General features: G+C 72.7%; 21 protein-coding genes and 1 tRNA gene. 11 read left to right on the forward strand and 11 right to left on the reverse strand.

The annotated features are described in order from the left end of the window. Window positions 1–165 precede the first annotated feature (165 nt). Entirely contained in the window at window positions 166–1554 is a 1389-nt protein-coding gene (locus ABZ016_RS03980) for a HAMP domain-containing sensor histidine kinase (protein WP_356914939.1), read from the reverse strand. Further along, entirely contained in the window at window positions 1551–2255 is a 705-nt protein-coding gene (locus ABZ016_RS03985) for a response regulator transcription factor (RefSeq protein WP_356914940.1), read from the reverse strand. The genes ABZ016_RS03980 and ABZ016_RS03985 overlap by 4 nt, the downstream gene beginning before the upstream one ends. 132 nt (window positions 2256–2387) lie before the next feature. On the opposite strand from ABZ016_RS03985, the gene ABZ016_RS03990 reads away from it, so the two are divergent. Next, complete coding sequence (locus tag ABZ016_RS03990) at window positions 2388–2894, forward strand: hypothetical protein (protein WP_356914941.1); 507 nt, start codon at window positions 2388–2390, stop codon at window positions 2892–2894. A 22-nt stretch (window positions 2895–2916) separates the two neighbouring features. Here the strand turns inward: ABZ016_RS03990 and ABZ016_RS03995 are convergent, their stop codons facing one another. Both ABZ016_RS03995 and ABZ016_RS04000 read right to left on the reverse strand, forming a co-directional pair. Beyond that, entirely contained in the window at window positions 2917–3786 is an 870-nt protein-coding gene (locus ABZ016_RS03995) for a fused MFS/spermidine synthase (protein ID WP_356914942.1), read from the reverse strand. 116 nt (window positions 3787–3902) lie between these two features. Beyond that, the gene (locus ABZ016_RS04000) at window positions 3903–4298 is read right to left on the reverse strand and encodes a hypothetical protein (RefSeq protein ID WP_356914943.1); all 396 of its coding nucleotides are present in this window, start codon (window positions 4296–4298) and stop codon (window positions 3903–3905) included. 296 nt (window positions 4299–4594) lie between these two features. Between ABZ016_RS04000 and ABZ016_RS04005 the strand changes: the two genes are divergently transcribed. After that, a complete protein-coding gene (locus ABZ016_RS04005) occupies window positions 4595–6043 on the forward strand; it encodes a hypothetical protein (protein WP_356914944.1) in 1449 nt (482 codons plus the stop codon). Window positions 6044–6167: 124 nt separating this feature from the next. Here the strand turns inward: ABZ016_RS04005 and ABZ016_RS04010 are convergent, their stop codons facing one another. Beyond that, window positions 6168–6761, reverse strand: coding sequence for a histidine phosphatase family protein (locus tag ABZ016_RS04010; RefSeq protein ID WP_356914945.1), 594 nt, complete (start codon window positions 6759–6761; stop codon window positions 6168–6170). A 191-nt stretch (window positions 6762–6952) separates the two neighbouring features. Between ABZ016_RS04010 and ABZ016_RS04015 the strand changes: the two genes are divergently transcribed. The 6 genes from ABZ016_RS04015 to ABZ016_RS04040 all read left to right on the forward strand — a co-directional run bounded on the left by ABZ016_RS04015 (window position 6953) and on the right by ABZ016_RS04040 (window position 13377). Continuing rightward, on the forward strand, window positions 6953–7909 hold the full coding sequence (locus tag ABZ016_RS04015) for a phosphatase PAP2 family protein (RefSeq protein WP_356914946.1): 957 nt from the start codon (window positions 6953–6955) through the stop codon (window positions 7907–7909). Between the two features lie 1183 nt (window positions 7910–9092). Then, window positions 9093–10685, forward strand: coding sequence for a hypothetical protein (locus ABZ016_RS04020; protein WP_356915050.1), 1593 nt, complete (start codon window positions 9093–9095; stop codon window positions 10683–10685). Further along, window positions 10682–12016 carry an AAA family ATPase gene (locus tag ABZ016_RS04025; protein WP_356914947.1) on the forward strand — a complete coding sequence of 445 codons (1335 nt, stop codon included), beginning with the start codon at window positions 10682–10684 and terminating at the stop codon, window positions 12014–12016. Before ABZ016_RS04020 ends, ABZ016_RS04025 begins: the two co-directional genes overlap by 4 nt. A gap of 207 nt (window positions 12017–12223) precedes the next feature. Beyond that, complete coding sequence (locus ABZ016_RS04030; RefSeq protein ID WP_356914948.1) at window positions 12224–12592, forward strand: hypothetical protein; 369 nt, start codon at window positions 12224–12226, stop codon at window positions 12590–12592. Between the two features lie 133 nt (window positions 12593–12725). Continuing rightward, window positions 12726–13313, forward strand: a complete 588-nt coding sequence (locus tag ABZ016_RS04035) for a bifunctional DNA primase/polymerase (protein ID WP_356914949.1) — start codon at window positions 12726–12728, stop codon at window positions 13311–13313. Next, a tRNA-Lys gene (locus tag ABZ016_RS04040) sits at window positions 13304–13377 on the forward strand. Before ABZ016_RS04035 ends, ABZ016_RS04040 begins: the two co-directional genes overlap by 10 nt. Window positions 13378–13426: 49 nt before the next feature. Here ABZ016_RS04040 and ABZ016_RS04045 read toward each other — a convergent pair. Further along, window positions 13427–14722 (reverse strand): M6 family metalloprotease domain-containing protein, encoded by a 1296-nt coding sequence (locus ABZ016_RS04045; RefSeq protein WP_356914950.1) that lies wholly within the window; start codon window positions 14720–14722, stop codon window positions 13427–13429. A gap of 277 nt (window positions 14723–14999) precedes the next feature. Between ABZ016_RS04045 and ABZ016_RS04050 the strand changes: the two genes are divergently transcribed. Continuing rightward, window positions 15000–16865, forward strand: coding sequence for an EAL domain-containing protein (locus ABZ016_RS04050; protein ID WP_356914951.1), 1866 nt, complete (start codon window positions 15000–15002; stop codon window positions 16863–16865). Here the strand turns inward: ABZ016_RS04050 and ABZ016_RS04055 are convergent. From ABZ016_RS04055 to ABZ016_RS04070, 4 genes are all read right to left on the reverse strand, one after another. Continuing rightward, entirely contained in the window at window positions 16835–17947 is a 1113-nt protein-coding gene (locus tag ABZ016_RS04055; protein ID WP_356914952.1) for an LLM class flavin-dependent oxidoreductase, read from the reverse strand. The genes ABZ016_RS04050 and ABZ016_RS04055 overlap by 31 nt on opposite strands. Before the next feature lie 82 nt (window positions 17948–18029). Then, window positions 18030–18215, reverse strand: a complete 186-nt coding sequence (locus ABZ016_RS04060) for a hypothetical protein (protein ID WP_356914953.1) — start codon at window positions 18213–18215, stop codon at window positions 18030–18032. A gap of 385 nt (window positions 18216–18600) precedes the next feature. Further along, window positions 18601–19332, reverse strand: coding sequence for a decarboxylase (locus tag ABZ016_RS04065; protein WP_356914954.1), 732 nt, complete (start codon window positions 19330–19332; stop codon window positions 18601–18603). Next, on the reverse strand, window positions 19329–20144 hold the full coding sequence (locus ABZ016_RS04070; protein ID WP_356914955.1) for an aspartate/glutamate racemase family protein: 816 nt from the start codon (window positions 20142–20144) through the stop codon (window positions 19329–19331). Before ABZ016_RS04070 ends, ABZ016_RS04065 begins: the two co-directional genes overlap by 4 nt. A 197-nt stretch (window positions 20145–20341) precedes the next feature. Here ABZ016_RS04070 and ABZ016_RS04075 point away from each other — a divergent pair, with 197 nt between their 5' ends. Together ABZ016_RS04075 and ABZ016_RS04080 are read left to right on the forward strand one after the other, a co-directional pair. After that, the gene (locus ABZ016_RS04075) at window positions 20342–21289 is read left to right on the forward strand and encodes a D-2-hydroxyacid dehydrogenase (RefSeq protein WP_356914956.1); all 948 of its coding nucleotides are present in this window, start codon (window positions 20342–20344) and stop codon (window positions 21287–21289) included. A 17-nt stretch (window positions 21290–21306) separates the two neighbouring features. Then, the gene (locus ABZ016_RS04080; RefSeq protein WP_356914957.1) at window positions 21307–22710 is read left to right on the forward strand and encodes an amidase; all 1404 of its coding nucleotides are present in this window, start codon (window positions 21307–21309) and stop codon (window positions 22708–22710) included. On the opposite strand, the gene ABZ016_RS04085 is transcribed toward ABZ016_RS04080, so the two are convergent. After that, window positions 22697–23191, reverse strand: a complete 495-nt coding sequence (locus ABZ016_RS04085) for a DUF3830 family protein (protein ID WP_356914958.1) — start codon at window positions 23189–23191, stop codon at window positions 22697–22699. The two genes, ABZ016_RS04080 and ABZ016_RS04085, sit on opposite strands and share 14 nt — an antisense overlap. Window positions 23192–23411 lie beyond the last annotated feature (220 nt).

A 23411-nucleotide genomic window follows, 5' to 3' on the forward strand; every position in this document is an offset into this window, starting at 1 on the left:
GGTGCAGGGTTCGGCCACGAGGGTGTGGCGTGAAACCTGGTCTTAATCGACCAGAAATCAACTTGACCGAACACGGTGGCGCAATAACAGCCGTATGTCCGTTCATGCGTCAAGAGGCGTCGAATTCATTTGTCGAAACGTGACCGACCCGCGGGTAGGGAGGGATCAGTGCTGCTTGAAGGCGGCGGCCAGCCTGCCCGGCCGCCTGCGCCGCAGCTGCCGGTGCCCCCTGCCCACCGGCGCCCGGCCGGCCGGCTGGATCCAGATCCGCACCTCGGTCCCGCCGAGCACCGAGGACCCGATCCGGACATCCCCGCCGGTCGACTCCGCGAGCCGGCGCACGATGTCCAGGCCCAGCCCGGTCGAGCCGTCGCTCCCGGAGCCGCGGCCCCGCGCCATCGCCGCCTCCGGGTCGGATATGCCGGCGCCCGCGTCCGAGACGAGGACGATCACCGCGTCCTCGCCGTTGTGCACGTCGACCGCGAAGGCGGTGCCCTCCGGGGTGTGCCGGAAGACGTTGCCGAGCAGCGCGTCGAGCGCGGCGGCCAGATCACTACGGGCCACGGGTATGCGCACGGGCCGGTCGGCCCCGGCCACTCGCCACTTGCGGCCCTCGTCCTCCGCGAGCGCCGACCAGAACGCCATCCGCTCCCGGACCACCTCGGCCGCGTCGCATCCGGCGCCCGGACCGGCCGCGGCCGTCTGCGGCTTGGCCTCCCGGGCCGTACGGATGATGGTGTCGACCTCGCGCTCCAGCTGCTCGACCGCGGTCCGGGTCTGGTCGGCGGCCGGACCCTCGCCGAGCGAGGCGGTGTTGAGCCGCAGCACGGTCAGGGGTGTGCGCAGCCGGTGGGACAGGTCGGCCGCCAGCTCCCGCTCGTTCGCCAGGAGTTGGACGACCTGGTCGGCCATCGAGTTGAACGCGACCGCCGCGAGCCGCAGTTCGGTCGGCCCCTCCTCGGGCACGCGGGCCCCGAGCTTGCCCTCCCCCAGTTCCCGCGCCCCCTCCACCAGGCGCTTGGCGGGCCGGACCATCCGCACGCCCAGCCGGTCGGCGACCGCGACCGAGCCGAGGACCAGCGCGACACCCACCGCCGCGAGCACCGCCCACGCCGTGCCCACACCGTTGGTGACCTCGGCCTCCGGCACGTACACCTCGACGACCGCGATCTCACCGGTGCTGAGCGCGACCGGCTGGAGCAGCGTGGAGCCGCCCGCGACGCCGGTGGTGGAGGCGCGGCCCAGTTTCCGCACGGCCGCGATGTCCTCGTCCGCGGCGCGCCGCCGCCCGAGTTCGAGGGCCTCCTGACCGTCGCCCGCCGGTATGTGCACCGCCATCCCGGAGTCGGAACCGGCGGCGGCGACGACCCGTTCGAGCTGGTCGCGGTCGGTGGTGATGGACAGGGCCGGGGCGACGGCCGCGGCCTCGCGCTCGGCGCCCGAGAAGGCACGGTCCCGGGCCAGCTCGCGGATGACGAGTCCGAGGGGGACCGCGAAGGCGAGCACGACCATGGAGGTCACCGCCAGTGCCACCTTGACCAGGGCCCACCTCATCGCGGCGCCTCCGCCCCCGGCGGTTCGAGCTTCACCCCGACGCCCCGAAGGGTGTGCAGATAGCGCGGGTTCGCGGCCGTCTCGCCCAGCTTCCTGCGCAGCCAGGACAGATGGACGTCGATGGTCTGGTCGTCACCGTACGACTGCTGCCACACCTCGGCGAGCAGTTCCTTGCGGGGGACGACCACACCGGGCCGCCGCGCCAGGAAAGCGAGCAGGTCGAACTCTCGGCGGGTGAGGTCGAGTCGCCCGCCGTCCAGTTCGGCCTGCCGGCGCAGCGGGTCGACGGTCAGGCCGCCGACCCGGATCACCGGGGACGGCTCCCCCTCCGCCGCGCCGGAGCGGGCGCGGCGCAGCACGGCCGCCATGCGGGCCGACAGGTGCTCGACGGAGAACGGCTTGGTCAGGTAGTCGTCCGCGCCCGCGTTCAGCAGCCGCACGATCTCCCCCTCGTCGTCCCGGGCGGTGGCCACGATGACCGGGACGTCCGTGATGCCGCGCAGCATCTTCAGGGCCTCGGACCCGTCGAGGTCGGGCAGTCCCAGGTCCAGGATCACCACGTCGAAGCGGAAGTGGGCGACCTCGCGCAGCGCCTCCAGCGCCGTGCCGACGCTGCGCACGGTGTGCGAGGCGTCGGTCAGATGCCGGATGAGCGCGGAGCGTACGAACTGGTCGTCCTCGACCACGAGCACACTTGCCATGCGCCGCACCGTACGCCATTTCGAACAAGCCGGTGCGGGGCTGTGGACAACTCCTCGCCTGGGGACAACCTGCCCTGGCGAGACTCCTGTTCGGTGACAACTCGCGGGGCGCGTGAGGCAGTATGGCCCGCGATGCGCAGAGGACTCGTACACGTACTGGCCTGGCTGCTCGCCACGGGCGCGGCGGTCACGCTGTCGTGGTGGGGTGTGCACACGGTGATGGCGGGCACGGTCTACGACCCGCCGCGCGCCCTGCCCGTCAAGGCCGCCGAAGCGGCCCGGCAGGAGTCGAAGGCACTGGCGCCGCCGACGCGGCGGACGAGTCCGGCGCCACGGAAGCCGAGCGCGACGCCGCCCGAGCCCCGCAAGCCGAGCCCCATCCCCTCGAAGCCGGCCAGTGCGAGTCCCTCCCCCACCGGTCAGATCCGGAGCTACGACACCGACGGCGGCCGGGCGGCCTTCGACCTCGGGCCGGTCTCCGCGTCCCTCGTCTCGGCGACACCGGCTTCGGGCTGGTCGATGCAGGTGTGGAAGACGGAGTCGTGGATCCGCGTGGAGTTCGCCTCGGGCGCGGACCGGGTGTCGGTCTTCTGCACCTGGCACGACGGGCCGCCGCGCGTGGAGATCGGGACCTACTGAGCGCCGTACGGGGTGATAGGGGTCATCTGAACACCGATGCGGGCGGCGCCGGGGACGCCACCGCGGCGGTGTCCGTGACGGGTACGGCCCCGCCGGTGAAGTCGGTGAGCGTCCTGCCGTGTTCGACCCGGCCGGGGTGCGGGTCGGAGGCGGCGCGACGGGTCAGTTCGGCGACGGGCAGCGGGTGGTCGGAGGCGACCAGGACGGCGTTCCCGAAGCGCTTGCCGCGCAGCACCGCCGGATCGGCGACCAGCGCGAGCTCCTCGAAACGGGCGGCGGCGGTGGCGATCTGGCCGCGCAGGTGGACGAGCGGCGGCCCGTCGGCGAGGTTGGCGGCATAGGCGCCGCCGGGCTTCAGGGCCCTGCGTACCTCGTCGAGGAACTCGGTCGAGGTCAGGTGTGCCGGTGTCCGGGCCCCGCTGAAGACATCGGCGATGACGAGGTCGGCCCAGCCGTCCGGCACCTTGGCGAGTCCCTCGCGGGCGTCGACGGACCGCACCCGGACCCGGCTGCCCGCGTCCAACGGCAGCTCTCGGCGGACCAGTTGCACGAGGGGGGCGTCCCGCTCGACGACCTGCTGGGTGGAGCGGGGGCGAGTGGCGGCGACGTACCGCGCGAGGGTGAGCGCGCCGCCTCCGAGGTGCACGGCGTGCACGGGCCGGCCCGGTGGGGCGACGAGGTCGATGACGTGCCCGAGCCGGCGCTGGTACTCGAAGGACAGGTAGGCCGGGTCGTCCAGGTCGACGTGCGACTGCGGGGCTCCGTCGATCAGCAGGGTCCAGGCCCGGGCCCGGTCGCGGTCGGGGATCAGCTCGGCCAGACCGCCGTCGACTCTCTCGACGACGGCTTCCGCACCGGCCTGCCTGCGCCGACCGCCCCTGGACTTTCCCATGGGGTCATTATCAGGGTGGGCGGCTAAGCAGAACGTACGCTCGGGCGGCAGCGACAGCGACAGCGGCAGGGGCAGCTTTTCAGCGGGCAGCGGCGGCTCGGTGCTGTCCGGTCGCGTCAGCGGCAGCTGTCCGCCGCCTTGATCGTCCGGGCCGCCTCCCCCAGGGCCTTGCGCAGCACCGCGGGATCCGTCGCGAGGTCCGCCTCGCCGGGCGGCAGCAGCCAGTCCGAGCCCTGCACCGGGGGTTCGGGGGCCAGGACCAGTCCGCGTCCGTCGGTCTCCGTGCACGTACTCCCCGGCACGTCCCACGCCGCGGCCGTCCCCGGCGGTACCAGGAAGCCGAGTGTGCCACCGCCGTCGTCGTGCAGCACGGGCCCGACCGCCTCACCGGTCCCGCGCCGCAGGATGTCGACCGCCTCCAGCCCCTGCCGGGCCGGCACCGTGACCACGTCGCAGCCGGCCGCCGGCGTACTCGGCGGCGTACGAGGATCGTTGATCTGGCTGGTCGCCATCCCGGCCTCCACCACGGAACCCCTGTCTGGACGAGCGGTCGGAAGTCGGGGGCCTCCCGGTCCGCAGGGTTCAACGCGGCGGGGCGTCAAGGGCTACGGGGAAAGTCGGCCGCAAAGGATGGCACTTCATGGCAGATCACGCATGAGATATCCGGTTTGTAGCCAAACCCAGCGTGGCGACTCCGGCACAGCAGGTACGTTCTTGCCCGCCGGGCACGGGGCAGACCATACGGACAACACGTACAAGCTGCCCCGAACCCGGCATGGTTCGACGGTTCGCACGAGAGGACCCGGCCATGGCGTCGTCAACGGTGACCTCGTCTCAACCCAACCGGCCACTGCGGCCCAACCTCGCCTTCCGGCAACTGCGCGGACAGCGCTCACCGGCCGAGTTCGCCGCGGCGATCCGCCGGGCCGGACTCGAGATCGGCGAACAGGTCAGCTGTGACGCGCGGTACATCGGCCGGGTCGAGGCGGGTGAGATCCGCTGTCCCAACTACGCCTACGAACGGGTGTTCCGGCACATGTTCCCGGGCCGCACGCTCACCGACCTGGGGTTCGCGCCCCGCTCGTCGGTACGCGGGCGCCGGGCGCGCGACACCGAGGACACGCCTCTTACGTGCGCCGCGAACCCGGCGAACGCCACCCATGAACCCAGTGGAGCGTGTGAGCCGTATGAAAGGGAGAACCCGTACGACCCGCACCACCCGCACGACACCTACGAGGAGAGCGACGTGCTACGTCGCGCATTCATGACCGGGGGCGCCACCGTGGCCGCCGCCTCGCTGGGGCCCGTCGGCCTCGCCCGCGACGCCTCGGCGGCACAACGCCGCGTGCGCCGCGCCGGGGCCAGTGACGCGGGCGCCCTGGAAGAAGCCGTCCGCCGCATCCGGCTGCTCGACGACCGGCACGGCGCCGACGGCCTCTACCGCCGTGCCGCGGCCCCGCTGCGCGCCGCCTACGCCCTGCTGGACGCCGGCACGACCCGGCAGACCACGGCGGACCGGCTCTACTCGGGCGCCGGTGAACTGGCCATCTCCGTGGGCTGGCTGGCCCATGACTCGGGGCGCTTCGACGACGCCCGCTCCCACTACGCGGAGGCACTGGCGACCGCCCGGATGACCGGCGACCCGGGCCTGGAGGCGCACGCCTTCTGCAACACGGCGTTCCTCGCGCGCGACGCGGGCAGGCCCCGTGAGGCGGTCCGGGCCGCCCAGGCCGCACAGCGCGTCGCCCGGCCGGTGGGCTCGGCCCGGCTGATGTCGCTGCTCGCGCTGCGCGAGGCGGGCGGCTGGGCGGGCCTCGCCGACCGGGTCGGCTGCGAGCAGGCCATGGCCCGGGCCCAGGCCCTCTTCGAACGGGGTCCCTCGGACGCCGATCCCGAGTGGATGTCCTTCTACGGAGAGGCCGAACTGGAGGGTCTGGAGGCGCAGTGCTGGTCCACGCTCGGCGACTGGCCCCGGGCGGCACGGCACGCGCGGCGGGCGGCGGAGCTGCAGGATCCGCACTTCAAGCGGAACATCGCGCTGTACACGGCGGAGCTGGCGGACGACCTCGCGCGGGGTGGGCGGCCGGACGAGGCGGCCCTGGCGGGGATGCGGGTGCTGGATCTGCTGGAGGAGGTCCAGTCGTCCCGGATCCAGACGATGCTGGCGGCCACGGCACGGGTGCTGCTGCCGCATCGCCGGGCTTCGGGGGTGTCGGCGTTCCTGGAGAGGCATGCGTCAGTGCCACGGATGACCTAACTGCGGGCAGTCGTGCCGCTGGGGCGATGGGGGTCCCCCCTGCTCGAGCGAAGTCGAGAGCTTGGGGGAGGGTGGGTGCAGCGGCACCCCGCAGCGCCGGGTTGCGCACCCAACCCGGCCTCGGTCAGACCAGGTGCCCCAAGTCGTTCCAGCTCTCGATCGCCGGCTCCCCGTACGCCCACCCCAGCACCGACAACGACGTCGGATTCAGCCGTATCCGCGCCGCGAAGTCGATCGGCAGGCCGAGCCACCGCGCCCCGAGGGAGCGCAGGACGTGCCCGTGGGCGAAGACCAGGACGTCACGGTCCTCGGAGCGGGCCCAGGAGACCACCTCGTCCGCCCGGGCCGTGACCTCCGCGAGCGTCTCCCCCTCGGGGACACCGTCGCGCCAGATGAGCCAGCCGGGCCGGACGGCCTGGATGTCCGCGGGGGTCATGCCCTCGTACGCCCCGTAGTCCCACTCCAGCAACGCGTCCCAGGTGCGCGCACGGTCACCGAAGCCGGCAAGTTCGCAGGTCTCACGCGCGCGTACCAGCGGGCTGGTCCGCACCTCGACACCGGGCAGACCGTCGTAGGGGGCCCGGTGCAGGCGCTCGCCCAGCAGCTTGGCTCCGCGCCTGCCCTCCTCCAGGAGGGGTACATCGGTCCTGCCGGTGTGCTTGCCGGACAGTGACCATTCGGTCTGTCCGTGGCGGGCCAGCAGGATGCGCGGAGCCATGGGGAACCTTTCCGGGAGGAAAACGCAAGCGGAACCCGTCCATCATCGCGCACGCTGGTCATGGGCAACCCGGGGGGCGATCTCTGCGTCTTCGAGGACCGGAGGGCGCCCCCAGGGCGCGCACACACGCCGTAAGGTGACACGACCGGCCAGGCGGGAGCCGCGTGACGACGAAGGGGGAGGGCGATCGGATGCCGCACACCGAGACACCGGGCACCGAGGCGGCCCCTGCGCCCCGGCTGCGCTGGTGGACCGAGCTGCCACTGATCCTGCTGGTGTACGCGTGCTACACGGCGGGCCGGCTCCTGGCCCGGGGCGACGTCTCCGGGGCGGTCGACAACGGCCTGGCGCTCCTGCGCATCGAGAAGGCGCTGTATCTCAACTTCGAGCACCCGCTCAACCGTCTCTTCACCCGCGAGGCCTGGATAGGCATACCGGCGGACTTCTGGTACGCGTCGCTGCACTACCTGGTCACGCCGGTGATCCTCGTCTGGCTCTTCCGTTCGCGTGCGGTGCGCTACCGCGCCGCGCGCACCTGGCTGATGACGTCCACTCTCATCGGCCTGATCGGTTTCACCCTGATGCCGACCTGCCCGCCCCGGCTCCTCGACGCGAGTCACGGCTTCGTGGACACCATGGCGCAGTACAGCTCGTACGGCTGGTGGGGCGGCGCGGCCAGTGCCCCGCGCGGCATGGGGGGCATGACCAACCAGTACGCGGCCATGCCGAGTCTGCACGTGGGCTGGGCCCTGTGGTGCGGAGTGATGCTCTGGCGCTACGGCGGCACGCGTACGGCGAAGGCAGCCGGTGTCGCCTACCCGCTGATCACGACCATCGTGGTCATGGGCACCGCCAACCACTACTTCCTCGACGCGGTCGCGGGCGCGGCCGTCATGGGCGCCGGACTGCTGCTGGCGCCGTTCGTGATGCGCGCGGCGGACCGGGTCAGGGGGCGGTTCGTACCGCGAGTCGCGCCGGTCACGGCGGCCTCTTCCGCCACGGGTTCCTCGATTGTCAGTGCCGGATGCCAGACTTCCGCGGGTGAGCGAATTCCACGGCAGCGCGAGTCGCGGCTCGGAGCGGGAGCCGAGGCCGGCAGTGCCTCTCCCCAGGACGCGGGGGACGGCGCTCCGGCACCGGCTCGCTGAGCTGCGCGGCCCGGACGTACCCGCGAAGGCGCTGGACGCGCGCGCACTGGCGGCCCTCGCCGCCAACCCCGGTTGTGCGCGGCGCGCGATCCTCGACGGCGCCGGGGTGAACAAGGCGGATCTGGCGAGCGCGCTGGGCTCGCCCTCGGTCTTCGGCCAGTCTCAGTTCGCGCTCACGCGGGGCAACGCGTTCGAGGCGAAGGTCAAGGCCGACGGCGGTGCGGAGCTGCTGCGGCTGGTGCACGAGAAGCTCGACCGGACGGCCGAGCCGCCCGACCAGGCGCGCGTGCCCGACCTGACCGCGAGCGGCCCCCAGGGGCGTACGGCCCGTACGGAGCTGGAGCTGCGGGAGGCCACCGAGCACTCGGGCGCGTGGACGCTGCTGGACCACCCGATGCTCGCGCTGGACGTCGCGGGCTCCCCGGCGTTCCTGGAACCGGATGCGGTGGTGGTGCATCCGGACGGCAGCTGGACCGTGGTCGAGATCAAGTCCTTCCCGCTGCTGGACGGTTCGGCCGACCCTGCGAAGGTCGGGGCGGCGGCCCGGCAGGCGGCGGTGTACGTGCTGGCGCTGGAGGAGGTGGCGGCCCGGCTGGAGTCCTCCCCGCGCGTGCGGCACCGGATCCTCCTCGTCTGCCCCCGGGACTTCTCCAACCTGCCGGCGGCGTCCGCCGTCGACATCCGTAAGCAGCGTGCGGTGACGGCCCGCCAGCTGGCCAGGCTCACCCGCATCGAGGACATCGCCGAGGCGCTCCCCGAGGGCACGTGCTTCTCCCCCGAGTTGCCCGGCGACGAGCTGACGGCCGCCGTGGAGTCGGTCCCGGCGGCGTACGCGCCGGAGTGCCTGTCCACGTGCGAGCTGGCCTTCCACTGCCGGACCCGGTCCCGTGAGGCGGGTGCGGTGACCTCGCTGGGCCGCCCGGTGCGGGCGGAGCTGGGCGGGCTGACGACCGTGGAGGACGTCCTCGCGGCGGCCCGCGGCGAGGCGGGCGACCCCGGCGATCCTGCCGTGGCGGCTCTCAGGCGGGCGGCGGCCCTGCGTGCCGAGGCACGCGCGGAGCCGGAGGGGCGCGCCGGTGTCGAGGGGGCGAGCGCGCGGAGGCCCGAAGGGTCGAGCACGATCGTCCCCTCGACACCGGCTGAGGCGCCCCGGAGGCGGAGCGCCCAGGGCGCTGGAGGCGGCGTGTCGCTGATCTCCACCCTGGCCCGGCTCGAGGCCGTCAGCACGGGCCGTGCCCAGCCCGCCGCGACGGTCCGGCACCGGCACCTGTCCGACCACCCGCTGGTGTTCGTGCCGCTCACCACCGCCGGTGAGACCGGCGCCCCGCTCGGCGCGCTGGTCGGCACCGACCGGGATGCGCCGCGGCTGCTGGCCGTCCCGCAGCCCCGCGACCGCGACCTCAGGTTCGCGTTCCTGGCCGAACTCGCCGATGTGGTGCTGCCGTACGTCGATGCGTACGCCGAGGTGGTGGAAGCCGCCGAGCGCACCGAGACCGATCCGGAGACGGGCAAGCGGGTCAAGGTCGAGGTCGACCTGTGCGCGGACGCCCCGCAGCTGATCGTGCCGAGCCGGGCGGGCATCGACCTGGTGCGGCTGCTGGGGCGCTCCACGCGCTTCCGGCGTACGGCCGAGCAGGACCCGGAGGCCCCTTATCCGGCGCCGCCGCGGGTGCCGTTGCTCGGGCGGTGGCTGACGCACTTCGGGGAGCGGGCCCGGGTGCCCGGCTCCTCGCTGCTGCTGGCCGTGACCGACGTCCTCGGCCGGCACTGGGCGACCGGGCAGTCGACACTGGAGGACCAGCACCTCGGGGCGCTGCTCGCCTGGATCGATCCGCCGGAGGGCGTCTTTGGCGCCGAGGCGGCGCTGCGGGCCGAGCTGGAGCGGGACGAGCGGGGCCAGCTGACGTGTCCCCCGGCCGGTCCCGCCACCGACCCGGCGTTCGACAACAAGCTGCTCGCCCCGGCCATCGAGCGCTACGACCGTGCCCGCACGGCCCTCGCCTCGGCCGAGGACGGCTTGCAGGCCGACGACCGGTTCGGGGTGCTGACCGCCGCCGAGCGGGAGATCCGCGACCTGGTGTTCAGCCGCACCCGGCCCACCTGGGACGCGGTGTGGCGGGGGCTGGACCTGCTGCGTGAGCTGCCCGCGGGGGCGCATGTCGAGGAGCGGTGGACACGCGACCGCTGGTCGTTCACCGGCCACCGGGACCGGGTCCTGGCCGGTGAGCCGCCGCAGCCGCGCCGCGACGACGCCGTCACCGCCGCGAACAAGCTCGCCACGCGCGAGCGCGAGCAGGCCCGGCTGGAGGCGCAGGAGGCCCTCGACGACCCGCTGGTGATGGCGGGGCGGCGGCTGTCCGGGGAGGCGTTCGCGGGCGAGGTCACCGATGTCGTGATGGCGTACAGCGAGGGCAAGCGGCCCAGCCCGCGGCCCCTGGTCACGGTCCGGACGGACGACCGGCCGCACCTTGGGGAGCGGACGAAGGTGTACCGGTCGCTGGGCGGGAAGCCGCAGTCGGCGGAGTTCGTCGGGGTCGAGGAGAACGGCGCGTACGTGGTGCTGCGGGTCCTCGACAAGATGGGCCGCGGCAAGGAGCCCGAGCCGGGGTCGGTGCCGGAGAAGGGCGACCGGGTCTGTTTCACGCTCTTCGAGCACGAGCAGCGGGGCGGGGCGAAGCTGCCGGACCCGGAGGAGACGCCGTGGACGCACGGCGGGCCGCCCGGTGAGGCGACCCTGGAGGCGGCGGACCCGGTGACCGAGGAGGATGTGCTGTGACCACGGTGTTCGACCCTTCGGCCGCCGCGGGCCGGGCCACCGACGCGATCCTCCACGACACGCTGCAGGGCACCGCGCGCGGTGTCGTCGTGGACTCGCCGCCCGGTGCCGGCAAGTCCACGCTCGTCGTCCGGGCCGCCCTGGAACTGGCCGAGGCCGGCCATCCGCTGATGGTGGTCGCACAGACCAACGCCCAGGTCGACGACCTGGTCCTGCGGCTCGCCGAGAAGAACCCCGAGCTGCCGGTCGGGCGGCTGCACAGCAGTGACGCCGACCCGTACGACAGGGCGCTCGACGATCTGCAGAACGTCCGCAAGTCGGCGAAGGCGGCCGACCTCGCCGGGCTGGCCGTGGTGATCTCGACCGCGGCGAAATGGGGGCACGTCAAGGTCGACGAACCGTGGCGGCACGCGATCGTCGACGAGGCGTACCAGATGCGCTCGGACGCGCTGCTCGCGGTGGCCGGGCTGTTCGAGCGGGCGCTGTTCGTGGGCGACCCGGGGCAGCTGGACCCGTTCTCGATCGTCGGCGGCGAGCAGTGGGCGGGCCTCACGTACGACCCGTCGGCCTCGGCGGTCACGACGCTGCTCGCGCACAACCCGGACCTGCCGCAGCATCGGCTGCCGGTCTCCTGGCGGCTTCCGGCGTCCGCGGCGCCCCTGGTCTCGGACGCGTTCTACCCGTACACGCCGTTCCGCAGCGGCACCGGCCCCGGCGACCGCGGCCTGTCCTTCGCCGTGCCGTCGGACCGCTCGGGCCCCGACCGGGTGATCGACGAGGCGGCCGAGTCGGGCTGGGGCCTGCTGGAGCTGCCCGCGCGGCACACCCCGCGCACGGACCCGGAGGCGGTACGGGCGGTGGCCATGGTCGTACGACGTCTGCTGGACCGGGGCGGCGCGGCGACGTCGGAACGCTCACCGGACCCGTCGCCCCTGACGGCCGACCGGGTCGCCGTGGGCACGGCCCACCGGGACCAGGCGGCGGCGGTGCGCGCGGCACTGGCCGGCCTCGGCGTCAAGGACGTGATCGTGGACACGGCGAACCGGCTGCAGGGCCGTGAGTACGACGTCACGGTCGTCCTCCACCCCCTCTCCGGCCGCCCCGACGCCACCGCCTTCCACCTGGAGACGGGCCGCCTCTGCGTCCTGGCCTCCCGCCACCGGCACGCGTGCATCGTGGTCTGCCGGGCAGGTGTGAGCGACCTCCTGGACGACTATCCGTCGACGGAGCCGGTACAGCTGGGGACAGTGGTGAAGTTCCCGGACGGGTGGGAGGCGAACCACGCGGTGCTGGCTCGGCTGGCGGAGCACCGGGTGGTGTGGCGGCCCTGACCCGTCCCAAACACACATCCGCCTGCGGGCTGCTCCGCGATCTGGCCGAACATCGGCTGGTGTGGCGTCCGTAACCCGCTTGTGGGCGAACGCCGGGTGGTGTGGGCGCCGTACCACTATCGCGATGCCCACTTGCGCGCCCGCGAGACAATGGACGGTGGCCCACTCCACCGGGAGGGTCAGCGCGACGTACGAGGAGGAGAAGACATGGCGGAGCCCACGCCGCGTCGGAACGAACCGCGGCTACGCCCCGCGCCCCTGCTCTTCGAGCCCGCGGAGGCGGCCTCCGATCCTGAGCACTTCTTCGACCTCGAGTCGATCGACGACCCCCGCGCGCTGCTGGCCCGCGCGACGGAGCTGACGCTGGCGTTCCGGGCCGCGGCGGACCGGGCGGTGGAGTACCAGGCGGTGGCGGCGGCCCAGCTGGCCGATCCACGGCGGTTCGACCGGCTGACGGCGGCGGACATCGCCGAGCGGGCCGAGTGGACCGAGGACTACGCCAAGAAGATGGTCGAGTTCGGCCGGGACCTGATGCGCGGCGGCAGCGAGGGCCGGGGGCCCGTCGACCCGGTGTGAGACCGGCCGCTGCAGCCTTGCCGATCTACGTGGCATATGCCAGGCGGGCAAGATACTCCCTCCCACCCCCTCCTGTCCCGTTTTCCCGCAACCCTCGGGAACCGCGTACTCACCGCCGGTAGACATGGGCGGCATGAGCAGCGCATGGAACGCCTCACACGTCACCCCGGACGGAGCCGCCTGGCTCGCTTCGGCAGGAACGTATCCCCGGAGCACGCTCGCCCTCTGGGAGGAGCGCCCGGACGCGCCGGTCGTGCTGCCCTGCGGCTCGGTGTTCGACGTGGTCAGCGCGCCCGCGATGTTCGGGCGGCGGATGCTCGACCGGCTGTGGGACGACGGCCCCGGCTCGGGTCCGGTCGCGGAGTACCGGGGCCGGATGCTGCTGTTCGCCGCGCCGGGCACGGCCCAGCGGCTGCCGGCACTGCTGGAGTGGGAGGAGTGGGGCGCCCGCCCCCGGGACACCGGGGAGGCCCGGCGCACCGCCGCCGTCCCCCCGCTTCTCTGCCATGGCACCGGCGACGCGGTGACCGTGCCGCCCCCCGCGGAGACGGCCTCCCCCGCCCGCTGGCTCGTCGCCCCCGACACCCGTCAGCCCTGGCTCCCCGGCCCCGAGGTACTGCTCTGGGCGGCCGTCCGGGCGGCCCGCTCCGCCGTGCGGATATCGATTTTTCCTCCCGCCGACCAGGGTGCTAAGGTCTACGACGTCAGCAGGCGCCGCTAGCTCAGTTGGTTAGAGCAGCTGACTCTTAATCAGCGGGTCCGGGGTTCGAGTCCCTGGCGGCGCACAGACAGCAAAGGCCTCTCGCGCGAGCGAGGGGCCTTTCGCATGCCCCCTCAACGCCCGGCCGTGATCTTCACCGTCCACGCCCCCGAGGCGGTCCTCCCCTCCACCTCCACCCGCACCCCCTCCCCCGGCACGGTGAAGCTCTCCCCGACGCCGATGGGCGCGTCCGCGAGGGGCGGGTAGACCGAGTTCTCCCAGCAGGCGTCGGTGCGCGGATGGGCATCGATCACCTCGATGGGCCCACCGCCGGACTGGGCCTCGCCCCGCACCCGGTACACCAGCACCCCCTGCCGGCACGCGCCGAGGTCGTTGCCCACCGGCCCGCGCGCCTCGAAGGCGAGCACGCTGTCGCGGCCCGTGCGCACCACCGCCAGCTTGGTGCCCCGCCCCAGCCCGAAGGTCGGCGCTCCGGCGGCACCCGTCACGGCCACTCCGGGCCCCGCCGCCAGCGGCTCCAGGGTCAGCCGGGCGGGCCCGGCGTCCTGCACGCACCGCACCTGCCGCTGGTCCAGCCAGCCCAGCTTCCACTTGTGCCAGCCGAACAGGTCCGGGGCCAGTCCGAACTGGCTGCCCATCAGGTCCCAGTCGCCGACGTGCGTGTCCCAGTCGCCCTTGCCGTCCACCGGCCGGTGGTAGAGGTCGGGCAGGTCGAAGACGTGCCCGGTCTCGTGGGCGAGGACGAGCCGGTCCGGGGGATGCCGCTCGAACACCGTCACGACCCGGCGCAGGTCGGCGCCGTCGGCCCGCAGCGGGGCGGTGAGGTTCACCACCTTGGTCGCGTCGGAGTCCACGCCGGGTGCGTCCGGGTCGGCGACGAAGTACACGACGTCGTAGCGCGAGAAGTCGACCTGCGGGTCGGCCGCGGTCAGCGCGTCCCGCAGGTAGGCGGCCCGGTGCGTGGCGCTCCAGTCGCGCTGTATGTCGTACGCCGTGGACGGCTTCGGCATCTGGATCCAGTTCCGCAGCGGGTGCGGGCGCAGGGTGAAGCGGCCGTAGGAGGCACGTTCGAAGAAGCGGGTGGTGGCCGGGAAGTGGTCGGCGGTCAGCTCCTGCGGCGTGGTCAGCGGGTGGGCGTCCGGGAAGGACAGGAAGACCATGACCGCGTCCAGGGCCCGGGCCGGGCGGGGATAGGCGGCGTTCCAGGTGTCCAGGCCCTCCGAGTGGTGGGCGTCGGTGCGGGTCAGGGCGCAGGGTTCGGCCGAGTCGGGCTCGGCGGCCGAGAACCCGGTGCCGAGGGAGGTCGCGGCGAGGGCCGACATGGTGGTGAACACGGCCGCGGTGCTGCGCAGTCGGGCGCGCGGGAACTGACGCGGCACGGCCACCTCCGGGTGCGGTTCACGGGACACCGCACCCAGCCTGTTGTGATTTGTCGTACTGCGCCCTGTTTGCCTGCACCAGTCGGGTGAAGGAGCCGAAAGTTTGCGGAAGCCGATGCCCTGGAAACACTCACAGAACGTCACAACTGGTCGGGGGCCTGAAGAAGCCGTCCAGGGCTGAGCAGAAACGATCTGGCAGAAGGGCGGGTTGACCGGGGACACTGGACACCGGCTGGAAGGCCCTGGGGCCAGCCTCTATGATCGGCACACTTTCCTGACCTTTCCTGCACGGACAGAGATCGAATACATGCGGGAGCGAGCGGTGAGCGGAACCTTCGAAGGGCCGGCGCCCGCGGCAGACCTCGACCGGCCGGTCGTCACAGAGAGTGAGATCGACACGTCTCCCCGTACCGAGCCCCCGTCGCGTCCGCCGTACCGCTCCGTCTTCACGGCCGCTCCGCTCGCCATGGCCGTCGTCGACCGCGCGGGGACGGTGGTCAGCGCCAACGACGCGCTCGCCGCGCTGCTCGGCACCTCCCCCGACGAGCTCGCCGGGTCCGTCGCAGCCGACCTGGTCGACCTCACCTCCGACGCCCGCACCTGGCACGCCTACGGCGAGGTGCTGCGCGGCCGGCAGTCCCGGCTGCGCTGCACGCGCCGCCTCAAGCACCCCGACGGGCACTCGCTGTGGGTGCAGGTGACGGTCGCGCCGCTGCCCGCCGAGGACCGGGGCGTGCTGCTGTCGGTCGCCGACATCAGCGGCCGCCGCGAACTCCAGGCCCGGCTGCGGCACTTGCAGATGCACGATCCGGTGACCCGGCTGCCCAACCGCACGCTGTTCTTCGAACGGCTTTCGGCCGCGCTGGAGGCCGAGTCGTACGAGCAGAGCGGCACCGGCCGGATCGGGCTGTGCTACCTGGACCTGGACGGCTTCAAGGCCATCAACGACACCCTCGGACACCGGGTGGGCGACCGGCTGCTGGCCGCCGTCGCCGAGCGCCTCACGCGCTGCGCGGACGCGTCCGGTCACTCACGCACCAGCGCTCCGCTGGTGGCGCGGCTCGGCGGGGACGAGTTCGCGCTGCTCGTCGAGGACTCCACCGGCACCGAACAACTGGCCGAGCTCGCCGAGTCGGTACTGGAGGCGATCCAGGACCCGTTCGACATCTCCGGCCGGCGGTTGTCGGTCTCGGCGTCGATCGGGGTGGTGGAGCGGCACGCGGCGGGAACCACCGCGACCGCGCTGGTGCAGGACGCCGACACGACCCTCTACTGGGCGAAGGCCGACGGCAAGTCCCGCTGGACGCTGTTCGACCCGGAGCGCAACGCCCACCGCATGACCCGTCAGGCCCTCGTCTCCACGCTCCGGCCGGCCATCGACCGGGGTGAGTTCCAGCTCGAGTACCAGCCGCTGGTCGGCATGGAGGACGACCGGCTGCACGGGGTCGAGGCGCTCGTCCGCTGGAACCATCCCCAGTTCGGCGTACTGACGCCGAATCGGTTCATCGGACTGGCCGAGGAGGACGGTTCCATCGTTCCGCTGGGCCGCTGGGTGCTGCGCACGGCCTGCCGGCAGGCGCGCCGCTGGCAGCTCGACCACCCGGACGAGCCGCCGATCTTCGTCAGCGTCAACGTGGCGGTCCGGCAGGTGTGGGACTCCGACCTGGTGGCGGACGTGGCCGAGACCCTCGCGGAGACCGGCCTTGCGCCGGGCCTGCTTCAGCTGGAGCTCACCGAGTCGGCGGTGATGGGCTCGGCGGGCCGGCCGTTGCAGGCCCTGAAGGCGCTCAGCGACATGGGCGTACGCATCGCCATCGACGACTTCGGCACGGGCTACTCGAACCTGGCGTACCTGAGCCGCCTGCCGGTGTCGGTGCTGAAGCTGGACGGTTCCTTCGTCCGGGGCTTCCAGTACGACGACCGGGACTCGGCCACCCGCCCGAACCCGGCCGACGAGGTCGTGGTCGAGGCGATGATCCAGCTCGCCCACCGGCTCGGGCTGACCGTCACGGCCGAGTGCGTGGAGACCTCGGCGCAGGCGACCCGGCTGCGGCGCATCGGCTGCGACACCGGACAGGGCTGGCTCTACTCCCGCCCGGTGTCGCCGGACCGCATCTCCGAGCTGCTGGGGACGCCGGACGTTCAGACCGAGGCGGGTGTCGGCAAACCGTAGGCGTCGGCGATCAGCTCGTAGGAGCGCAGGCGTACGTCGCCGCCGTGTGCGTTGGCCGTGATCATCAGCTCGTCGGCGCCGGTGCGCTTGGCGAGGTCGTCCAGGCCGGAGCGGACCTCGTCCGGGGTGCCGTGGATGACGTTGGCGTTCCAGGAGTCGACGAAGTCGCGCTCCACGGGGCTGAACTCGTAGGCCTCCGCCTCCTCCGGGCTGGGCACGAGGCCGGGGCGTCCGGTGCGCAGCCGGACCATGCTGAGGGCGGCGGCCAGCACCTGCCGGCGGGCCTCCTTCTCCTCGTCGGCGGCGAGGGCGGAGACGCCGATGAGGGCGTACGGCTCGTCGAGCACGGCGGACGGCTGGAAGGACTCCCGGTACAGGTCCAGGGCCGGGACGGTGTTCTGCGCCGAGAAGTGGTGGGCGAAGGCGAACGGCAGTCCCAGGACACCGGCCAGCCGGGCGCTGAAGCCGGAGGAGCCGAGCAGCCAGAGGGGCGGGCGGTGCGGGGACTGGACGCCGCCGGGGCTGGTCGCCTGGACCGGGCCCGGTACGGCGTGGATACGGCGGTAGGGGTGCCCGTCGGGGAAGTCGTCGTCGAGGAACCGGGTCAGCTCGGCGAGCTGCTGGGGGAAGTCGTCGGCGCCCTCGTTCAGCCGGTCGGTGCGGCGCAGGGCGGCGGCCGTGGCGCCGTCCGTGCCCGGCGCGCGGCCGAGGCCGAGGTCGATCCGGCCCGGGGCCATCGCCTCCAGCGTCCCGAACTGCTCGGCGATCACGAGCGGGGCGTGGTTGGGCAGCATCACACCGCCCGAGCCGAGGCGGATGCGGCCGGTGTGGGCGGCGAGGTGGGCCAGGATCACGGCGGGGGACGAGGAGGCCACGCCCGGCATGGAGTGGTGCTCGGCGACCCAGTAGCGGTGGAAGCCGCGGGCCTCCGCGAGGCGGACCAGGTCGACGCTGGTGCGCAGCGCGTCGGAGGCGGTGCGGCCGGCCCCCACGGTGACCAGGTCCAGTACGGAGAGGGGGACGGGGGCGCTGCCCTGCGCCGCGCCGCGGATCTCGTCGCCGCGTGTGTCGTCTGCCGCCACGGTGGGGTGCCTCCTGCTGTCGGCCGTGTGCTGTCGTCCGGCGTTAACAGGAGACTGTCTCCGGTTATTCCCGGGCGGCCGGTCAGGCCGCCTGTTCCCAGTCGCTCCGGACCTCTTCGGACGGCGGCCGCCGGCCTGCCTTCTCGCGGGCGCGGAGGACACCCCACACGAGGGCGGCTGCGCAGAAGAGGTACCACGGCAGCGTCCACACGGCACCCCACCAGCGGGCGTGCGGATCGAGTACGGCGTCCACCGCGGCAGTGATCATCGCCGCACCCAGGTTCCAGCACAACAGGCGCCCGGAGAGTTGGACAGCGCTTACACGGGATCTGAAGGGCTCGGATTCGGCCATCGGGATCGTCCTTCACGGCACGAGTGGCTGCGGACGTGGCCAGTGTGCACGGGGCGAACACCGGAGGGGGAACGCGCTTTCGGTCAACTCAAGCGGTGGATGTTTCAGTGGAGTTGAGCATTCCTCAGCTCTTGGTCGACTTTTCGCACACATATGCCCGCTTTTGCGCCACTGAAGGGGTAGGACCGATTCCGGCCCACATGGGGCACGAGTTCGAGGGCACCGAACGCCGATTCGCCTTGTCCGGATGGTCCTCGCCGTCCGCGGCAGCTGCCGCGGACGGCGAGGACCGCCCCCGGCCTCATGCCTGGACGATCGGCTCCCTCGTGAACAGGGCGCCCAGTTCCGGGGCGTTCACGCGGCGGTCCGCCAGGCGCAGGGCTTCCCAGACCGTGACCTGGTTGGCGGTGAGGATCGGCTTGCCGAGTGTCTTCTCCAGGGCCGGGATGTGGGCCGCCGTGTGCAGGGCCGTGTCGGGCAGGAGGAGGGCCTCGGCGTCGGGGTGGTCGGAGTTCTGGGCCAGGGCCAGGAGTTCCGTCTCGCCCCACGTGCCGACCTCGGCGGCCGTGATGATGCCGGAGCTGTTGACGGACACGACCTCCACGCCGTCCGCGCGCAGGAACGCCGCGAAGAGCTGCGCCACGTCCTCCGGGTACGTCGCGCCGATCGCGACCCGCCGCACCCCCAGCTCCCGTACCGCGTGCGCGAACGCGAAGGACGTCGAGGACGCGGGCATGCCGGCCGTCTGGGCCAGGGTGCGGACCTGCTCCTGCGCGCCGTCCCAGCCGTAGACGAAGCTGCCGCTGGTGCAGGCCCACACCACAGCCTCCGCACCGGCGTGCCGCAGCTCCTGGACACCCGCCGCCAGCCGCCCGGCGGAACCCATCTCGAGCAGCGCGTCCACCCGGTGCGCGTCCTCACCGATGTCGGTGTGCACCAGGTCCACCCGGATGTCACTGCCCAGCAACTGCTCGATGCGCGGATAGTCGTCCTCGGCGGAGTGCCCCGGGTAGAGAAAGCCCACTGCTGTCATGTCCAGCCTTCCTGCTGCTGCTCTTCTTCCGGCAGTACGGGACCGGGGTCCGCCCCCGGCGGTACGAGACCGGACCGCGCCTCGGGATTGATCAGCGCTTGATACGGTCCCACCGCACGGGTACCCAGTCGGCGCAGCGCCGCCCACATCGTCACTTGGTTGGCCGAGATCACCGGGATGCGCAGCTCGGCCTCCAGCTGCGGGATGACGTCGTAGGTGGGCAGGTTGGTGCAGCTGATGAACAGGGCGTCGGCGTCGCCGCGTACGGCCTGCCGCGCCATGTCCACGACTTCCCGGTAAGGGACTTTCCAGATGTGCCGGGTCAGGCCCATGAAGGCGCACCCGGAGATCGTGACGCCCGCCTGGGCGACGTACGCCTCCAGCGACTGGGTCACCGACACCGTGTACGGCGTCACCAGCGCCACCCGCCGGACGTCCAGCTCCACCAGGGCCTCCAGCAGCGCGCCCGAGGTGGTGATCGCCGGTACGGCACCGGCCCGGCTCATCGCGTCGCACATCGCGCGCTCGCCCATCACCCCGCCGACGAAACTGCCGGACGTACAGGCGTAGGCGACGACCTCGGGGGCGATCGCGTTGAGCGTGCGCACCGCCTCGCCGAGGGTCTCGTGCTCACTGACCAGGCGTGCCAGGTCGAGACTGACCTCGACCGGCACGAAGGGCGTTCGTGTCATGTGCAGGGATATCTCGTCCGGCACCCAGCGCCAGAGCTCGCGGTCGAGTGCGAAGTCGAAGGGGGCGACGACGCCGACCCCGCGCTGCGGGCTGGGCCCGCCGAGAAAAGAGACGTCCATGCAGGGCACCGGCCTCACACTGGGCAACCGAAGTGCAACGGATCGTGGAAACGCCCGTGTTGACGACGGTAGGTTCCGGTGCGAGCGTGGTCAATCCGCCCGGATCACTCATTGGTCAACACCTGGTTAACTCGTCGTCCCCGGCCGGCGCCCCGAAGCCCGGCCGCCCCGCCGTACGGCTGGAGAAACGGCTGCTCATGCCCACCCCCACCCTGCTCGTCCTGGACGCCGAACCCCTGCCCCGCCTCGGCCGCCTCACCGGCCGCGCCCATGTCGAACACACCGACGCCAAGGGCCTCGCCGAGCGCCTCCCGCACGCGGACGTACTGCTGGTGTGGGACTTCACCTCGCACGCCGTACGGGACGCCTGGCCGGGCGAGGGCCCGCGGCCTCGCTGGGTGCACACGGCGAGCGCCGGTGTGGATCACCTGATGTGTCCGGAACTCGCCGCCTCCGACACCGTGGTGACGAACGCGCGCGGCATCTTCGACCAGCCGATCGCCGAGTACGTGGCGGCCCTCGTGCTGGCGATGGCGAAGGACCTTCCGCGCACACTGGAGCTGCAGCGGGAGCGGACCTGGCGGCACCGCGAGTCGCAGAAGGTCGCCGGAGGCCGGGCGGTCGTGGTCGGCTCGGGGCCGATCGGCCGGGCGATCGCGGGCATGCTGGGGGCGCTCGGCATCACGACCGCGCTCGTCGGGCGCACCCCGCGCACCGGCGTGCACGGCCCGGAGGATCTGGACCGGCTGCTGGCGCGGGCCGACTGGGTGATCGCGGCGGCGCCGCTGACGGAGCAGACGCGGGGCATGTTCGACGCCCGCCGCTTCGGCGTGATGCAGCCGTCCGCCCGGTTCGTCAACATCGGCCGCGGCCAGCTGGTCGTCGAGGACGCGCTGGCCGAGGCCCTGGCCAAGCAGTGGATCGCGGGCGCCGCCCTGGACGTCTTCGAGTCCGAGCCGCTGGCTCCCGACAGTCCGTTGTGGCAGGTCCCGGGGCTGATCGTGTCCCCGCACATGAGCGGCGACATCGTCGGCTGGCGCGATGAACTGGGTACTCAGTTCATTGAGCTGTACGAGCTGTGGTCGGCCGGGGAGCCCCTGAAGAACGTGGTCGACAAGCAGCGTGGGTACGTACCCGGACACTGACGTTCCCTGGAGGGTGGATGACCGAGCTCACCGACCTGACCGCCGTACGGCTCCTCGACGGCTACCGCAAGGGCGAGTGGAGTCCCGTGGAGGCGACCCGCGCGGCGCTGGAGCGGGCCGAAGCGATCCAGCCGGAGGTGAACGCCTTCGTCCGGCTCACCGCCGAGGACGCGCTGATCCGGGCCCGGGAGTCGGAGGAGCGATGGCGACGCGGTGAGCCGCTCGGGCTGCTGGACGGCGTGCCCGTCACGGTGAAGGACATCCTGCTGCTGCGGGGCGCGCCGACCCTGCGTGGTTCCAAGGCGGTGGACCCGGCGGGCCGCTGGGACGAGGACGCGCCCTCGGTGGCCCGACTGCGGGAGCACGGGGCCGTGTTCCTCGGCAAGACGACGACCCCCGAGTACGGCTGGAAGGGCGTGACGGACTCGCCGCTCAGCGGCGTGACCCGCAACCCGTACGACCGGTCGCGCACCGCGGGCGGTTCGAGCGGAGGCAGCGCCGCGGCCGTGGCGCTCGGCGCGGGCCCGCTGTCACTGGGCACGGACGGTGGCGGCAGCGTGCGCATCCCGGCGTCGTTCTGCGGGATCTTCGCGCTGAAGCCGACGTACGGACGGGTGCCGCTCTACCCGGCGAGCGCCTTCGGCACGCTGGCGCACGTCGGGCCGATGACCCGGGACGCGGCGGACGCGGCGCTGCTGATGGACGTCATCGGCCATCCGGACTCGCGTGACTGGTCGGCGCTCGCCCCGCCGCCCGGCTCGTACACGGACGGCCTGACAGGCGGGGTGCGCGGGCTGCGCGTGGCGTACTCGCCGTCGCTGGGCGGGCAGGTGGCGGTCCGCCCGGAGGTCGCGAGGGCGGTGCGGCGGGCGGTGGAGCGGCTGGCGGAGCTCGGCGCGTACGTCACGGAGGCCGACCCGGACCTCACCGACCCGGTGGACGCCTTCCACACCCTGTGGTTCAGCGGGGCGGCTCGGGTGACCCAGCATCTGGGCCCGCAACAGCGCGCGTTGCTGGACCCGGGTCTGCGGGAGATCTGCGAGCAGGGCGCCCGCTACTCGGCGCTGGACTATCTCGCGGCGGTGGACGTGCGGATGGACCACGGCCGCCGGATGGGCCGCTTCCACGACACCTACGACCTGCTCGTCACCCCGACCATGCCGATCACGGCGTTCGAGGCGGGCGCCGAGGTACCGAAGAAATCCGGCCACCGGCGGTGGACCGGCTGGACCCCGTTCACCTATCCGTTCAACATGACCCAGCAGCCCGCGGCGAGCGTGCCGGTCGGCGCCGACGGGGACGGTCTGCCGATCGGTCTGCAGCTCGTGGCCGCCCGGCACCGGGACGATCTGGTGCTGCGGGCGGCCCACGCGCTGTACGAGGCCGGGGTGGCGTCCGGCGCCGGGCCTACGCCCGTTTGAAGCTGAGCGTCTCCCCCGCCGCTCCCGACCGCCACAGGTCGTTGCACGCCTCGGCCATGGCGTCCAGGCCCTCGACGACCTGGCCCCAGACGATGCCGGGGATCCAGCCGACATCGCCGTTCAGCAGCAGGTTGTTGCGTTCGTAGAACAGGGCCAGGTCGACGAGGGTGGTTCCGGCCTGGACCTCTCGGTCGTAGCCGTAGGACTTCGTTCCCAACTCCGTCCCCGCGAAGGCGAAATAACACAGATCGCCCGGAATGGGAGTTACGGTCGGATTCTCCAGAGGCGGCTCTTTTTCGGCGAAGGGCGGGAAAAGTGCGTAGATCTCATTACGTGCGTACTTCGCGTGGTAGACGTCACCGGACAGCGGAAGGGCGTCCCAGACGGTCGCGCAGGTGATCGGGGCACGGTCGTCCAGCAGCCTTGCCGTGCAGGTCACGTCGCGCTTGACCAGGGAGACCTCGATGAAGCGATCAGCCATGCCTCCATGGGAGTGCCCGGCGCCCCCGCGGTCAAGGGCGCACGGGGATACGTGCGGGGCTCGAAAAAGTCGGCATAACTCTGATGCGTTCGGGTAGCCGCGCGCCCATGGCTCCACCACAGAGAAGCCCACTGAGAAGTCCGGAACCCAAGTCCCAGACCGTGTCCGGATCTGCATCCGGGCCCACACGCCGGTCGCTGCTCGCGGGGGTCGCGGCGCT

It is taken from the genome of Streptomyces sp. NPDC006372 (assembly GCF_040612515.1).
Classification (GTDB): domain Bacteria; phylum Actinomycetota; class Actinomycetes; order Streptomycetales; family Streptomycetaceae; genus Streptomyces.

Coding starts and splice junctions, on each gene's coding strand:
- ABZ016_RS03980 (WP_356914939.1), bottom strand. CDS start 1,554: ATGAGGTGGGCCCTGGTCAAGGTGGCACTGGCGGTGACCTCCATGGTC.
- ABZ016_RS03985 (WP_356914940.1), bottom strand. CDS start 2,255: ATGGCAAGTGTGCTCGTGGTCGAGGACGACCAGTTCGTACGCTCCGCG.
- ABZ016_RS03990 (WP_356914941.1), top strand. CDS start 2,388: ATGCGCAGAGGACTCGTACACGTACTGGCCTGGCTGCTCGCCACGGGC.
- ABZ016_RS03995 (WP_356914942.1), bottom strand. CDS start 3,786: ATGGGAAAGTCCAGGGGCGGTCGGCGCAGGCAGGCCGGTGCGGAAGCC.
- ABZ016_RS04000 (WP_356914943.1), bottom strand. CDS start 4,298: ATGGCGACCAGCCAGATCAACGATCCTCGTACGCCGCCGAGTACGCCG.
- ABZ016_RS04005 (WP_356914944.1), top strand. CDS start 4,595: ATGGCGTCGTCAACGGTGACCTCGTCTCAACCCAACCGGCCACTGCGG.
- ABZ016_RS04010 (WP_356914945.1), bottom strand. CDS start 6,761: ATGGCTCCGCGCATCCTGCTGGCCCGCCACGGACAGACCGAATGGTCA.
- ABZ016_RS04015 (WP_356914946.1), top strand. CDS start 6,953: ATGCCGCACACCGAGACACCGGGCACCGAGGCGGCCCCTGCGCCCCGG.
- ABZ016_RS04030 (WP_356914948.1), top strand. CDS start 12,224: ATGGCGGAGCCCACGCCGCGTCGGAACGAACCGCGGCTACGCCCCGCG.
- ABZ016_RS04035 (WP_356914949.1), top strand. CDS start 12,726: ATGAGCAGCGCATGGAACGCCTCACACGTCACCCCGGACGGAGCCGCC.
- ABZ016_RS04050 (WP_356914951.1), top strand. CDS start 15,000: ATGCGGGAGCGAGCGGTGAGCGGAACCTTCGAAGGGCCGGCGCCCGCG.
- ABZ016_RS04060 (WP_356914953.1), bottom strand. CDS start 18,215: ATGATCACTGCCGCGGTGGACGCCGTACTCGATCCGCACGCCCGCTGG.
- ABZ016_RS04065 (WP_356914954.1), bottom strand. CDS start 19,332: ATGACAGCAGTGGGCTTTCTCTACCCGGGGCACTCCGCCGAGGACGAC.
- ABZ016_RS04070 (WP_356914955.1), bottom strand. CDS start 20,144: ATGGACGTCTCTTTTCTCGGCGGGCCCAGCCCGCAGCGCGGGGTCGGC.
- ABZ016_RS04075 (WP_356914956.1), top strand. CDS start 20,342: ATGCCCACCCCCACCCTGCTCGTCCTGGACGCCGAACCCCTGCCCCGC.
- ABZ016_RS04080 (WP_356914957.1), top strand. CDS start 21,307: ATGACCGAGCTCACCGACCTGACCGCCGTACGGCTCCTCGACGGCTAC.
- ABZ016_RS04085 (WP_356914958.1), bottom strand. CDS start 23,191: ATGGCTGATCGCTTCATCGAGGTCTCCCTGGTCAAGCGCGACGTGACC.